The following is a 13,616-nucleotide window of genomic DNA, read 5'->3' as shown; positions in this document are numbered from 1 at the left end:
CCGCCGCTACCCACATTCGGATAGCGGCGGTTTCGCGCTCTCTTAGCTCGGTCAGTCGGTGTTGCGATGATCAGTTCGTTCTGATCGGACTCTCGTTCGACCAGCCCCATGCGGTGCTCGAACGGTGGCCGATCTCGGCGGGTGGTGCGGCGACGATGCGGGTGAGGCGTTGGAGTTCGCCCCAATCGCGGGTCCAGTCGTCGGCCAGGTAGGCGGGGATGGTGCGTGACTGCATGAGCATGCCGGTCCAGCCGAGGGGGCCGCCGCCGGTGTCGCCCTGCCAGGTTTCGGAGACCTGGGCGTTGAGTTTGTCGGGTTGGATTCGCCAGATCGGCATCTCCGCGACGCCGTTGTGGTGGTCGAACGGGCGCTGGCACGGGAAGGCCAGTCCTACATGCCAATCCGCGAGTACCGGGTCGGTGCTGCCGACCACGGTGTTCAGGCTCGACAGTTTCGGCAGGCGGGGTGGGGTGATCGCGAGCCACTGCATGGGGTCGGGCTCGGCTGCGTCGACGACCAGTCGAATGGCGTTGGTGCCTGTGGGAATTCGGTTCAAGTCGACCGGGATGCTGCGCCAGCCCGGAGCGCCGCCGACTGATGGCGGGGTCGAATCGCCCAGGGCAGTGATGGTTCCGTCGCCGTCGCGACGCGCGAACTCCACCCGCAACCGCTGACCCGGCATGCGCGAACCATCGGGCGCGGTCGACTCGATTCGTCCGGCCACTGTCAGGATCAGCACTCTGTACGCCGGGTTCTGCTGTGCGGCAGCGAGATCCATCCGATACCACTGCGTGGTCAGCTGCGTGCGCTGGGGCTCGCCAGTCGAATAGCTGCCGAGCACCGGCGTCCGTTCCGGGGCAAGCCCGAACGGCAATGCCGCCGTGCTCCCGTTCACACCGGCCACGGCGGGGCCGGACGCACCAGGCGCTCCCGGCGGTCCCGCGTTCGGACCGCTCGGCGGTGCCCCGGTAGAACCACCTGGTGCGGAGCCGGTCGTGCCACCAGGAGTAGCGCCCCCAGTTGGTGCCGCGCCGCCGGGCCCTGCACCACCGGGGCCGGAGCCGCCGGGTGCGCCTCCACCGGGACCCGAGCCCCCGGGGGCACCTCCACCGGGGCCTGGTCCGCCGGGGCCAGGTCCCGAACCTGACGGTGGGGCCGAGGATTGGCCGGGTCCGGGATCGGGTGCGAGGCTGCCGACACCGTTCGGGGTGAAGCCGGTGTTCTCGGCGGCCAGCCCGTCGGCGACGGTGCCGCTGTAGGGGGTGAGCAAGGAGTCCGCGGTATTCGTCTCGACGAGAACGTCATCGGCCATCGCGCACTGGTCACCCGTCAGCGCCCGCAGATTCGACAGCCCGACCGAGTACCCCGGGTACTGCGAAACAGCCGCCACGGCAAGCGATCCCACCTCGAACAGGACCATGGCCGCTGCGGCAACGGTCAGCGGCGCGACAGCCGGGAATGTGCGATCGGGCCGGCTGCGCCGAGCGCGATAGCCACCGGACTTCAGCTGTCCGCCGCTGGCGCGTTCGAGTACGTGACTCGTGTCGGAACCGGCTGGACCTGCGGCATCGTTATCGGTTCCGTCATCGCCGATTCCACCGTCGTCAGCGCTCGGGTCTCGGAGGTCATCGGCACCGTCGTTTACCGCCGGGGCTTCGATGCCTGCGCGGTAGTACTGGAACAGCGCCGCGAGCAGGGTTGCGGCCGTTGCGGCGAGGAAGAGTGTCGACACCTCGATGCCGCCGAGGGTGGGTGCGCGGTCGGGCCAGGGGACTCCGTAGCCGGAGACGTACCACCAACCGTTGGAGCCGGTGAAGCTCACGGCGAGCAGGAACAGCACTGCGGCCGCGAACAGGGTTCGGAGATAGTTCTGGCCGAGGCGGACCAGAGCCACCGCCGTGATCGCGGCGAGTGCGGCGGCCAAGCCCGCGTAGACACCGAAGTGGTGGGTCCACTTGGTGGGGGTGAACATCATCAGCAGCAGGGCCATGAAGACGACGGCGAGGATTCGGGTCACCGGACCACGGGCGGTCGCCGGGATGCGACTGCGGCGCAAGGTCGCGACGATGCCGACCGCGAGACACAGGAGCATGGCGAGGACGCCGAAGCGACGGGCCAGGGAGCCGTCGGGGTTGACCGACAGCAGGGAATCCCAGCGGGTGCGCTCCTCGAACCAGGACATGTCGGGACCGACCAGTTGGCGCACGCGGGTGGCTTCGAGGACGGTCGAGAAGGTCTGGTCGGCGAACACGACGACCAGCACGAGAGTGCCCGCGGCAAGGATCGGGGCCACGAGCGCGGTGTATCGGAGGAAGACGGCTCCTCGACTGGCGCCCGGATCCGGTGTGGCGCGCGCGATGAGTGTCTGGATCACCGGTCGCGAACCGGCCAATAGTGCTGCCACGCAGATCAGTCCGGTGGGGCCGGCCGCGAGGGAGAACGCGGCGATCAATACCGCGACGGCGGCGGGCAGCAGGCGGCGGGTGGCGATCGCCCGTTCCATCGAGCACCAGGTGAGCAGCGCGCCGACCGCGATCAGGGGTTCGGGTCGCAGGCCGTTGTTGAAGGGCAGCCAGATCGACAGGAACATCAGCGCCGCTGTCCAGCGCGCCGTTCGACTCGAACTGACGCCGGAACCCAGGCGCGGCAACACTTCCCGGCTGAGTACCAGCCAGCACACGAACCCGGCGAGCAAGGCGGGCAATCGCATCCACAGCCCGGTCTCGCTGACCCGGGTCATCTGGGCGAGTACCTCGTAGGGCCACCCGAACGGGGCCTCGGCGACCTGGAACCACCGGTAGTAGTTGGCGGTGTAGCCGGCTTCCTTCGACGCACGCGCCATCGTGAGGATGTAGCCGTCGTCAGAGCTGTTGGCGCCGATCACATGCCACACGACCAACGTGCCCGCGACCACCGCGTCGAGACCGGTGAACCGCCACCAGCGCGCGGGCAGGATGCGACGCGTACGGCGGCCGTCACGAGTGTCGCTGCGGTGCAAGCAGATCAACGCGAGCAGCGCACACAACACCGCCCCGATGATCGCGGCCAGCTTCCAGCCGGTCGGACTCGACGAGAACCGTGCATCGATCTCGGCATGCAGCCGCGCGTCTCCCATCCGTCCGCGATCCAATTCGGTGAAGACCCCGACCACTTGCGGGCGCACATCAGTGTCGACGGTCGTCTTCATCGCCGACCCGTCGGCCCGGGTCATGCCGGTGAGCTCGGCGGTCGTGCTCGTCGCCGTGGACACCACCGTCAACGCACCGCATCGAACATTCGGTGCACTCTCGGGAGCGGCTGCTCCCGGCCCGCCGGGCCCGCCATTCGCACCGGTCGGTGGCTTCGCGGCCGGTGGTGGTGCGCCGCTCGGCCCGTTCGGCGGAACCGCGCCCGAAGGGGGAGCGCCTCCGGGGGACGGTGCGCCGTTGGGGGGAGTGCTGTCGGGAGATTGTGCGCCAGCGGGGACAGGTGGCCGGTTCGCGTCGGTAGGCGGAGGTTGGGCGCCATTGCGATCGTCGGCGACCGAGCCCTCTTTCGCGGGAGCGATATCCGCGATCGGCGCGCTCAACAGCAGCTTGTCGCGCAGCACCACCGACAACGTGCGCCCCGATCCCGGCCGGTCCTCGATTCGCGCGACCAAGCCTTTCGACCCTGCTCGCGGCGCCTGGGCGGGAACCGTGGACAGGACTGTCCCGCCGGTCATGTCGCGCAAGGCCGTGCACGGAATGCTCACATCGAGCGACAGCGGCACATAGTCCACGAGCGGCGCGCTGAGTTGCATCGACTGCGGCTGCGGCCAATCCAGACTCGCGCGCTGCTGCTGAACCGGCAGTAGCGGAGTCGCCACCGCCAGCACCACACCCAGCGCCCCCGCCGCGATCCCGATTTTCTGTACTCGGCCGAAGCCGGAAGAATCTCCACCCACAAACGACGATGCTAGCCCCGTGGGCGGCGCAGTTCAGTGACGGCGATCCGAGCCGCCTCACCGATCGCGGCGTCGACCACCGGCAGCGTCGGATCCGCGCGGGCGGCACGGGTGAAAACCGCAACCGCTACCGGTGTTTCACCCGGGAACTCGATGACGGCGACCTCGTTGCGGATCACCCCGATGGTGCCGGTCTTCCCCGCGACCAGGACTCCGCGATGGGGGAACCCGGCGGCGATGCGGTGTGGCCAGATCTGCTTGCCCATCACCGTACGCGCGAATGCTGTACTGGCCGTGGACAATATGTCGCCCGACCACAGCTTCCACAGGAACCGGGTCATCTCCTCGGGCGTGGTCGCGCTGGCGTAGGAGGGGTCGTAGGCAGAGACAGTCCATGCCTCGTCGTTGTCGGCCAGCGCCGCGAAAGCCTCTGCGGTGCTGTGGGTATCGGTGTCGCGGACCAGGCTGCGGTGCTGGTCGGCCGTACCGCCGACGATGCGGGTATCCGTGAGGTCGAGTTCTCGCAGGAGCTCGCCCACCGCGGCGAGGCCGACCTCGCCGAGCAACACGTCGGCGGCGGCATTGTCGGACACCGTCATCATCGAGGTCGCCAGATCGCGGCGGCTCAGCGTAACCGGATCATGCAGTGCCGCAAGGCCGGTAGGCCCTGGAGTGCAGTCGGCGGGATCGATGGTGAGTAGCCCGGCGGGGTCGATCAGCCCGTGATCGACCTGTCGCAAGAACGCGGCCAACAGCAGCAGTTTGTAGACCGACGCGATCACCACGCGGTCGCCCCCACCGACAGAGACCTCGCCGGGGGAGCCGTCGCAACGCCGGGCGTGCAACCAACCGGCACAGCCCGCATCGGCGAACACGGCGCGAATCCTGGCGGTCGCCGATTCCGCGACGCCCGGCACGCCGGAACCGCCCTCGACGTGACCATCCCGGCTCGCCTCGGGCAGGCCGATCTCGAACCCGCTCATCGCAGTCGCTCCCGGTAGAGCACCCGATCCAACGCCTCGGCATGGGCGTCGGCGTCGGCCCGGCGGATAATCCTGACTCGTACGGCAATCGACTGCGGCGCCAACGTCAGCCAGGCCACCCCCGGCGTCGGTGTCGGCGGTGTGGCGGTGACGCCGAAACTGGTGCCCGCGGCGACGGCGGCCAGCACCGCGCGATCGTCGGGCGCGGCGAGCGGCGCCGCGTCCAGCCCACGTTCCCGCAGCAGATCCACGATGCTGTCGAAGGCGGGCGGGTTCGCGGCGCGGGGCGGATACGCGAAGTTCAGCCCGGCGAGCATCGGGAAGGTCGGCCGCTCGGCGGTGGTGGTGCGGTGATCGAGGGGCACCACCAACCAGCGCGGCAACTTCACCACCGGTCCGGCCTTGACACCGTCGACCAGCGCCGGATGTTCGATCACCGCCACATCGCACACACCCGCCCGCACCTCGCCGACGAGATCGACGGTCGTGCCCAGGGTCGTCGCCACGCTGCCGCCCGCTGCGCGCAGACCAGTGACACACGCGGTGACCAGCCGGTCGGGCAGCGCACTGGTCGCCGCGAACCGCACGGTCCCGCTGAGCTGGGCGATCCGCTGTGATTCGGCGAGCAACCGGTCGGCGTCGTCGACGAGCAGCCGGGCCCTCGGCAGCAGGTGCCTGCCCGCGGTGGTGAGCAGCGCACCCTGGGTGGTGCGGCGGATGAGCTCGACGTCGAGATGCTGTTCGAGGCGCCGCAACCCCTGCGACAGGGGAGGTTGGGTCATGTCGAGTGCCGCTGCTGCCCGCCCGAAGTGGCCCTCGTCCGCGACAGAGACGAAGAACCGGAGGTGGCGGATCAGATCCATATCGGCCATTGAACCAGCGCTCTTGCCGCGACTCGGGCGATCTGCGGTGACGAGCTGGTCGGTATCGGTCTTCCCTGTCGCCTTACCGCTGTCCACCTGCGGTGATATCGGGTGCGACTCGTCCAGCCCGCTGTCCGATATTGGCTTCGAACCGGTCCGCGATGATTGCGTGCACCGGTGACTTCCTCCACACTGACGCCCCGCCTCCGCACCCGGATCGCCGCCGTAGCGCTGGCGATCTCGGCCGTGACGTTCACCGCCTGCTCGAGCAACGACGCCGAACCGGCATCGAGTACATCGGCCACCGTGCCGGCCACCGCGACGTTCGCCGATATGGAGACGAAATACGGTGCCCGGCTCGGACTCTCGGTGGTCGACACCGCAAGCGGAGCGACCGTCGACTACCGGGAAGGCGAGCGCTTCCCGATGGCCTCGACTTTCAAGGGTCTGGCCTGCGGCGCTCTCCTGCAAGCGCATCCGCTGCCCACCGGCTATTTCGACCAGGTGATCCGGTACACCGCGGCCGACATCGTCGTGAACTCGCCGGAGACGGAGAAACACGTCGACACCGGCATGACCGTCACCGCGCTCTGCGACGCGGCGATCACCCAGTCCGACAACACCGCGGGCAACATGCTGCTCCGATTGCTCGGCGGCCCAGAAGGTTTCACCGCCTTCCTGCGCACCCTGGGCGACACCGTGTCCCGTCTCGATCGCTGGGAGCCCGAGCTCAACACCGCGATCCCCGGCGACGAACGCGACACCACCACCGCCGCCGCTCTGGTGGCGAACTACCGCGCCCTAGTCGTCGGCACCGCCCTCCCCGAACCCGAACGCGACCAACTCGCCACGTGGCTGAAGGCGAGCAAGACCGGCGCCAAACGCATCAAGGCAGGTCTGCCCACGGACTGGATCGTCGGCGACAAAACCGGCAGCCCCGCCTACGGCTCCGCCCTCGACGTAGCGATCGCCTGGCCCCCCAACCGGGCCCCGCTCGTCCTCGCCGTCCTCACCACCAAGCCGGATCAGAACGCTGAACCTTCCAACGACCTCGTCGCGGAGGCAACGAAAACCGCGGTAGCCCAGCTCAACTGATCGCGCGTGTCGAGGAGCGGACCTGTCACGCGGTCTTTCGCATGCTGAGGTGCGTATGCAAGCCGAGGCGCGCGCCGAACCCGATCAATCGCTCCAGGCTGTACACCCCCTGCTTGCCGGCGCGCATCTCATAGATCCGCGACCTGGAAACACCGAGTCGCTCAGCAGCCTGGGCAGGCGTGAGTTCCAACTCATCGATCCGTGCGAGCACGGCGTCCAGCGCGTCGGCCCAAACCCGAAGCCGTTCCGCCTCTTCAGGGGAGTCCGTGATCGCTTCCCATACATCGGACGTTCGCTGAATTCTCATGGCTTCCTATCCTTTCCGTGCATCCGCTTCCGCCGCGCGATAGCGGTCGCGGCCGACGGACAAGTCGCCGGGCGCGGTCTTCTGTGTCTTCTTGGTAAAGGTGTGGAGCACGTAAACGACATCGCCGAATCTCGCGACGTAGAACATGCGGTAAGCGCCGGTCCGGTCGCGGAATCGAAGTTCGAATGCGCCGGACCCGACAGTCGGCATCGGTTTGAAATCCAATGGCGTTTGGCCGGTCTGTACCCGGTGTAGGCCGTAGCCGAGGCCACGCTGGACCGGCTGTGGCAACTCGCGCAGCCGGTCCAGCGCGTCGCCGACCCACCGGAGCTCTTTCATGCCCTGAGTATACAGATGGCATGTATACATTTGATCGCCTACAGTAGTTCGAACGGGCATTCGAACGATGGGGTTGGCATGACGGTGGAACTGGTGAATCCGGACGGGCTGCCCAAGCCCGAGGTGTATCGGCAACTCTCGATCGCGACCGGGTCGCGGCTGGTCTTTCTGGCGGGGCAGGTCGCTCGGGACGGTGCGGGGAATCCGGTCGGCGCCGGGGACTTCGCGGCGCAGGTGGAGCAGGCGTACCTCAATATCGGTACCGCGCTGGCGGCGATCGGTGGCTCGTTCGACGATGTCGCGAAGCTGACGATCTATGTCGTCGACTGGAGTGCGGAGAAGTATCCGCTGCTCGGTGAAGGTGTCGCCAGGGCGGCGGCGAAGCTCGGTGTGGATCCGGTCAAGCCGATCACATTGATCGGGGTGGCCGCGCTCGGTGAGCCGGATCTGCTCGTCGAGGTGGAGGCTACGGCCGTGCTCGACTGAGGACTACCGCGCGCCCACCATCAGGACCTCGGTCGGCGTCGAGCGGTAGCGGCCCGGGGCCGTGCCGAATTCGCGTTTGAAGGCCTTGCTGAAGGCGTACTCGGAGCCGTATCCCGTGTGTCGCGCGACAGTCGAGAGTGGGTGGTCGGTGTCGCGGAGCAGGCGGGCGGCGGTGAGCATGCGCCAGCGGGTGAGGTAGGTCAGTGGGGGTTCGCCGACCAGTGTCGTGAAGCGTTTGGCGAAGGCGGCGCGGCTGAGACCTGCTCGGGCGCCCAGTGATTCGACCGTCCAGCCGTGGGCGGGGTCGTCGTGGACGGCGCGCAGGGAGCGGGAGATGTCCGGGTCGGCGACCGCGGCGGCCCAGCCGGTCGTCTCGGCGGAGTCCGCGAGCCGTGCGCGCAGGAGATAGAGCAGCAGCAGGTCCAGCAGTGGGGGTATCGCCGCGTCGGCGCCGGGGTGGGTGTCGGTGAGCTCGTCGGCCAGCAGGTCGACCGCGGCGCGCAGCGACGGGTGCGTGCCGAGCCGGGCCGGAACGTGCACCACCTCGGGCAGTTCCGCCAGCAGCGGATGGGTTCGGTCGGCGGCGAGCTGGTAGGAACCGCACAGCAGGGTCGCGGGAGCGCCCGGTCCCGCCACGATCCGGACATCGTCGGGGCCCGCGGTTTCGGTCACCGAGCTCTCGAGCTGGTCGAGCAGATCGTGGGCGATCCCGCGCGGCATGAAGACCGCGTCACCGGCGCCCAATGCCAGCGGCTCCGCATCGGGTCGCGTCAGCCAGCACGAACCCTGCAGAACCACATGGAAGCCCGCGCTCTCGATGCGCGGATACGACCGACCCCACGGCGCGTGCCGCACGAACATCCCGGAGGCCGGGCTGCCGGTCTTCGCGGTGGCCAGGACATCGCTCAGCAGATCCATGTTCGAAACGATACTTGCAGAGACGATCAGATATCTAGACAAGATTGTGGATGATTTCTTGTCTCATGGATGGCTCATACGCTGTGTTCATCAGCCCGATGAGAACAAGGAGCACGACATGAAGATCGCCGTCTACGGAGCCAGTGGCCACGTCGGAACATTCGCGGTGCGGGAACTGCGCGAGCGCGGTATCGAGACCGTGGTCGTCGGCCGCAACGCCGCGCGGCTCGCCGGATTCGACGCCGAGGTCCGCGTTGCCGAGGCCGACGATCACTCCGCGCTCGTCGCCGCGTTCGCCGACGTCGACGCCGTGATCAGTACGCTGCCGGACTACACCGGTCGTGGCGAGGGGGTGCTGCGCGCCGCCATCGCCGCCGGCGTCCATTACGTCGACGTCGCGGGCGAACAGCTCTTCGTCGAGAGGGTCTTCGCCGAATTCGGCCCGCGTGCGGCCGAAGCCGGGGTGACGCTCTCGACCGCGACCACCGAAGCGGGGATCTTCGGTGACCTGCTCGCCCACCTCGGCGCCGAGCGACTCGGCGGCGCCGACGAGATCGTCCTGAGCCATGTCGCCACGCCCGGCGGCGAGGGCTCGCGCGGAAGTATGCGCACCGTCTTCCAGAATCTAGATGTCTTCACCAGCGGCGGCCTGTCGTGGTCCGACGGCGAATTCCACACCGGTCCCCAGCCCCGCCGGACCACCTTCCTACTTCCTGACGAGACGGAACCCATTGCCGTGATGAAGTTTCCGCAACCCTCCGTGGTGACGATTCCGCGCCATACCACGGTGAGCTCGGTGGAGGGCGTACTCGCGAAGTCGATCTTCGAGATCGTCGGCACGGTCACCGAGGCCGATCTGGACGCCGCGCCCGAAACGCCGTCGGTCCCGGCGGCGTACTCGATGGTCGTGGACATCCACCGCGACGGCCGGACCTTGCGTGGCATCGGCAGCGGTCCCGACGCCTACCGCAACAGCGCCCAACTGGCGGTCGAGGTCGCGACGCGCATCGCGACGGGTGCGGGCAAGCCGGGTGCGCAGTCACCCGCGGAGCTGTTCGATCCGGTCGAATTCCTCGACGCTCTCGCGCCGTTCGGCATGACATGGTCGCTGCGTTGACGGTGCGCCTACGGTGGATCGCCGCCCCCGTCGCTGCCGTGGCCGCGCTGGTCCTGGTGGCGTTCGGTGTCCGCGACACCGAAACCACATGGTCGAGTGCCTGGACGGCCGCGGTGCAGTACCCGGTCTACCAGAACTGGTCCGCCATGGGTTTCGCTGATCAGACTGTGCGACAGGTGTTTCGCTTGTCGCAGGAAGGGCCGGAGGTCAGGATTCGGTTATCGAATCGCTTTGGCGAGTACCCCCTGCCGGTGTCGGCGGCGACGGTGGCCGCCAGTGCGGGGGGCGCGGCGATAGCCCCGGAATCGGTGCGGGGGTTGAGCGTCGGTGGGCAGTCCACCTTCGTGATCGCGCCGGGGGCCGAGGTGATCAGCGACGCGGTGCGCACCGTGGGGGCATCGATCGCGGTCACTCTCTATTTCGACCGACCCACCGGCCCCGCGACCCAGCACGGGCAGTCGCTGGCCACCAGCTACCGAGCACAGGGCGATCACGCGGACGACCCGTCGGCGGCACCGTTCACCGACACCTCGCAGTCCTGGTACTACGTGGCAGGCATCGAGACGCTGCGGTCGAGCAGCGGCGACGTCACCGTGGCCTTCGGCGATTCGATCACCGATGGCTACCGCTCCACCCCCGACGCCGACCTGCGCTATCCCGACCAGCTCGCGGCGGTTGGCCACCACGGTCCGGTGGTCAATGCCGGAATCAGCGGCAACCGGCTGCTCACCGACTCGACCGTGCTGGGCGACAGCGCGCTGGCCCGGTTCCGTCGCGATGTTCTCGACCAACCGGGCGTCGGCACCGCCGTCGTACTGATCGGGATCAACGACATCGGTCTGTCGGACAGCGTGGGCCCGGACGGGGCTGTCTTCCCACCGGTTTCGGCCGACCAGCTCATCACCGGATATCGCGCGTTGATCGCGCAGGCGCGCGCGGCGGGTGTGCGCATCGTCGGCGCGACCATTCTGCCGTTCGCCGGGTCGGCGTACTACTCGCCCGAGCGGGAGCGGTTGCGCACCGAGGTGAACACTTGGATTCGGGATTCGGGTGCCTTCGACAAGGTGGTCGATCTCGAACAGGCGTTGGCCACTCCCGGTGATCGCACCCGTCTCGCCGACGGCTTCGACAGCGGTGATCACCTGCATCCCAATGATTCCGGCTATCGGGCCATGGCCACGGTCATCGCGCCCGCTCTCGCCGCGTGATCGCCGTCTCGCCCCACCCGTCGTGACCAGGCCGGATGCTGACCCGTAGCCCAACGGTCGGTGAACCCTGATCCGTCGACTGGCAGGTAGGGCGGGGGCTCGATATGCTCGACTCCGACTTCGAAACAGGCTGCCTTGCTGCGTGTTTGATCGACCACTGATGGCAGGGGGCCTGTGAGTACTGCGGACGTACTGCCGATGGCACAGACAGTAGCTGCGCCGAAGGCGTCCGGTGACAGCGCTGGATCTGTGGTGCTCGGCGCCGGCGTGGCGGTGGTGGCGATCGCCGCCGTGACCGCGGTGTTCGCGCCGCAGGCCGTCGGTATCCCGGTGCTCACCGCCGCTGTCGCCGCGGCATTGATCGGCTGCCCCGCGGTGTGGTTCGCGCTGCGTCAGCGCGCGCAGGCGCGCGCGAGTCTGGCCGCCGCCCAGCGGGCCGAACAGCAACTGGCCGCCACCGTGGCCGAGGCGAGCGCACGCCTGACCCAGGCCGACGAGCACACCGCCGCCTACGCTTGGGAAGCCCAGGAGAATTCGCGGCGGGGCGCGGCGGCACTGGCCGCGTTCGCCGGCGCCGCGGGCCGCATCCAGGCGATGACCACCTCGATGCTGGCCGAGCTGCGGGAGATGGAACACCGCCACGCCGACCCCCGGGTGCTCACCGACCTGCTCCACATCGACCACCGCACTGCCCAGGCGGGGCGCCTCGCCGACAGCATCGCGGTGCTGTCCGGCGCGCGCACGGGCCGTCGATGGGCGAAACCCATTGCGATGGAATCGATTCTGCGCGGCGCGATGGGTCGCGTCGCCGGGTATCAGCGCGTGCGACTGCGGGCGATCGCCGAGGTCGGTGTCGCCGGGCATGCCGCCGAAGGCGTGATGCACACGCTCGCCGAACTCCTCGACAATGCCTGCAACTTCTCGCCGCCCACCACCGAGGTGCACGTCTACGCCGCGGAAGTGCCCGCGGGCGTGGTGATCACGATCGAGGACAGCGGCCTGATCATGAGCGATTCCGCGCTGCGCCGCGCCGAAGCCGCCGTGTCCGGACGCGATCACAAGGGCAAGGGCGCCGACCTGGCCTCGTTGTCGGGGACCAGGCTCGGGCTCGCCGTGGTCGGGTACCTGGCGCGCAAACACGAACTCACCGTCTCGTATCGGCCGTCGGCGATCGGCGGCACCGCGGTCGTCGTCGTCGTTCCGCGAGAGCTCACCGCGCGCGCCGAACGTCGCAGTCGCAATGTGGTGGCCCCGCCGCGCTTCGCCGAGCCGGCCACACTGAGCCAGTTCGACAGCCCGATTCCGCGCAGAACCGACACCGGCACCATGGATTTCAGCGAGCCTGCCGGCGAACACGCGCAACCAGAGACCGCGTCCTCCTCGCCCATGCTGCCGAAACGTCGCAGGGGCGACACGCTGGCGCAGGTCCACCCCGAAGGCCTCGCCGCCACGCCCGCCGCCAAGGCGCCACCGGCCAAACCCACCGCCCTCGGTGCCTTCCAGCGTTCCGCGCCGGGCCGCACCATTGCAAGCCACGATCCGGGCAGCGCCGCTGCGGCTCCCGACCCACTGGAGGACCGATGACCACCACCGCCCCCGCGAACCTCGGCTGGCTGCTCGAGAAGCTGCTCGCCCGCACCCCGCGTGCCAGGCACGCCCTGCTCCTGTCTGGTGACGGGTTGAAGATCTGCCATACACCAGAACTCGACGTCGACCGCGCTGATCAATTGGCCGCCATCGCCGCGGGGTTCCAGAGCCTGTCGCACGGGGCTTCCGTCGAGTTCGGTGACGGGCGTGGCGGAGTTCGCCAGTCGATGACCGAGTTCTACGGCGGCATCCTGTTCGTGGTCGAGGCGGGGCGCGGCGCGCACCTGGCGGTGGTCGCCGCCGAGGACGCCGATGCCGGTCTGGTCGGGCACACGATGCACGAGTTGGTCGAACAGCTCGGCGAGCATATGGCAGCCCAGCCCAGACGCGGAGCGATCGATTGACCAGGGCCGGTCGCGACGACGATCCCGACCGCTTCTATACCCTGACCGGCGGCCGAGCTCCCGTCACCGAGGACTTCGACCTGGTCACCCTGGTGGTCAGCGAGTCGGCGGCCACCCCGGGGATGTCCTCGGAACAGGTCGCGGTCCTCGACATCTGCCGGGCGCCCACCGCGGTGGTGGAGATCGCGGCCGAGCTGCGGCTGCCCGTCGGTGTCACCACGGTTGTCCTGTCGGATCTGCTGGCCGCGGGCAAGATCACGGTGCGCCCACCGCTGTCGGCGGCGATGTCGCTGGATGCTTCCACCCTCGAGAAGGTGCTCGTTGGACTTCGCAAGCTCTGAGAACGTGCCCGAGCGGGCGAAAGCGCCGCTGCACAGCACGGCA

General features: G+C 68.8%; 13 protein-coding genes. 7 read left to right on the top strand and 6 right to left on the bottom strand.

Translation table 11 applies throughout. The features are described from left to right. Positions 1-70: 70 nt before the first annotated feature. From OHS03_RS21090 to OHS03_RS21080, 3 genes are read right to left on the bottom strand one after another with little or no spacing between them, the layout of a single operon-like run. Positions 71-3,925 (bottom strand): arabinosyltransferase domain-containing protein, encoded by a 3,855-nt coding sequence (locus tag OHS03_RS21090; protein WP_328656437.1) that lies wholly within the window; start codon positions 3,923-3,925, stop codon positions 71-73. An 11-nt stretch (positions 3,926-3,936) separates the two neighbouring features. Next, positions 3,937-4,908 (bottom strand): serine hydrolase, encoded by a 972-nt coding sequence (locus tag OHS03_RS21085; protein WP_328656436.1) that lies wholly within the window; start codon positions 4,906-4,908, stop codon positions 3,937-3,939. Next, complete coding sequence (locus OHS03_RS21080) at positions 4,905-5,780, bottom strand: LysR family transcriptional regulator (protein ID WP_328656434.1); 876 nt, start codon at positions 5,778-5,780, stop codon at positions 4,905-4,907. The genes OHS03_RS21085 and OHS03_RS21080 overlap by 4 nt, the downstream gene beginning before the upstream one ends. Before the next feature lie 168 nt (positions 5,781-5,948). On the opposite strand from OHS03_RS21080, the gene bla reads away from it, so the two are divergent. Further along, entirely contained in the window at positions 5,949-6,866 is a 918-nt protein-coding gene (bla, locus tag OHS03_RS21075) for a class A beta-lactamase (RefSeq protein WP_407942399.1), read from the top strand. A gap of 25 nt (positions 6,867-6,891) precedes the next feature. On the opposite strand, the gene OHS03_RS21070 is transcribed toward bla, so the two are convergent. Together OHS03_RS21070 and OHS03_RS21065 are read right to left on the bottom strand one after the other, a co-directional pair. Next, positions 6,892-7,173, bottom strand: a complete 282-nt coding sequence (locus OHS03_RS21070; protein ID WP_063816115.1) for a helix-turn-helix domain-containing protein — start codon at positions 7,171-7,173, stop codon at positions 6,892-6,894. A gap of 6 nt (positions 7,174-7,179) precedes the next feature. Next, positions 7,180-7,512 (bottom strand): type II toxin-antitoxin system RelE/ParE family toxin, encoded by a 333-nt coding sequence (locus tag OHS03_RS21065; protein WP_063055550.1) that lies wholly within the window; start codon positions 7,510-7,512, stop codon positions 7,180-7,182. A gap of 78 nt (positions 7,513-7,590) precedes the next feature. On the opposite strand from OHS03_RS21065, the gene OHS03_RS21060 reads away from it, so the two are divergent. Then, positions 7,591-7,998 (top strand): RidA family protein, encoded by a 408-nt coding sequence (locus OHS03_RS21060; protein ID WP_056812467.1) that lies wholly within the window; start codon positions 7,591-7,593, stop codon positions 7,996-7,998. Positions 7,999-8,001: 3 nt separating this feature from the next. Here OHS03_RS21060 and OHS03_RS21055 read toward each other — a convergent pair whose 3' ends face one another. Beyond that, positions 8,002-8,916: an AraC family transcriptional regulator gene (locus OHS03_RS21055; protein ID WP_328656432.1), complete on the bottom strand. Its 915-nt coding sequence runs from the start codon at positions 8,914-8,916 to the stop codon at positions 8,002-8,004. Between the two features lie 118 nt (positions 8,917-9,034). Here OHS03_RS21055 and OHS03_RS21050 point away from each other — a divergent pair, with 118 nt between their 5' ends. The 5 genes from OHS03_RS21050 to OHS03_RS21030 all read left to right on the top strand — a co-directional run bounded on the left by OHS03_RS21050 (position 9,035) and on the right by OHS03_RS21030 (position 13,573). Further along, positions 9,035-10,033 (top strand): saccharopine dehydrogenase NADP-binding domain-containing protein, encoded by a 999-nt coding sequence (locus OHS03_RS21050; RefSeq protein ID WP_328656431.1) that lies wholly within the window; start codon positions 9,035-9,037, stop codon positions 10,031-10,033. Positions 10,034-10,035: 2 nt separating this feature from the next. Then, positions 10,036-11,241, top strand: a complete 1,206-nt coding sequence (locus OHS03_RS21045) for an SGNH/GDSL hydrolase family protein (protein ID WP_328664339.1) — start codon at positions 10,036-10,038, stop codon at positions 11,239-11,241. A gap of 198 nt (positions 11,242-11,439) precedes the next feature. Beyond that, a complete protein-coding gene (locus tag OHS03_RS21040) occupies positions 11,440-12,825 on the top strand; it encodes a sensor histidine kinase (protein WP_328656429.1) in 1,386 nt (461 codons plus the stop codon). Continuing rightward, positions 12,822-13,232, top strand: a complete 411-nt coding sequence (locus OHS03_RS21035; RefSeq protein ID WP_056812459.1) for a roadblock/LC7 domain-containing protein — start codon at positions 12,822-12,824, stop codon at positions 13,230-13,232. Before OHS03_RS21040 ends, OHS03_RS21035 begins: the two co-directional genes overlap by 4 nt. Next, positions 13,229-13,573, top strand: coding sequence for a DUF742 domain-containing protein (locus OHS03_RS21030; RefSeq protein WP_056812456.1), 345 nt, complete (start codon positions 13,229-13,231; stop codon positions 13,571-13,573). Before OHS03_RS21035 ends, OHS03_RS21030 begins: the two co-directional genes overlap by 4 nt. The last annotated feature ends 43 nt before the right edge of the window (positions 13,574-13,616 follow it).

Origin of the sequence: Nocardia salmonicida (assembly GCF_036142455.1) — a bacterium.
Taxonomy (GTDB): domain Bacteria; phylum Actinomycetota; class Actinomycetes; order Mycobacteriales; family Mycobacteriaceae; genus Nocardia; species Nocardia salmonicida.
Note: the sequence above shows the minus strand (reverse complement) of the source record. Positions and strands in the feature narration are given on the sequence as shown.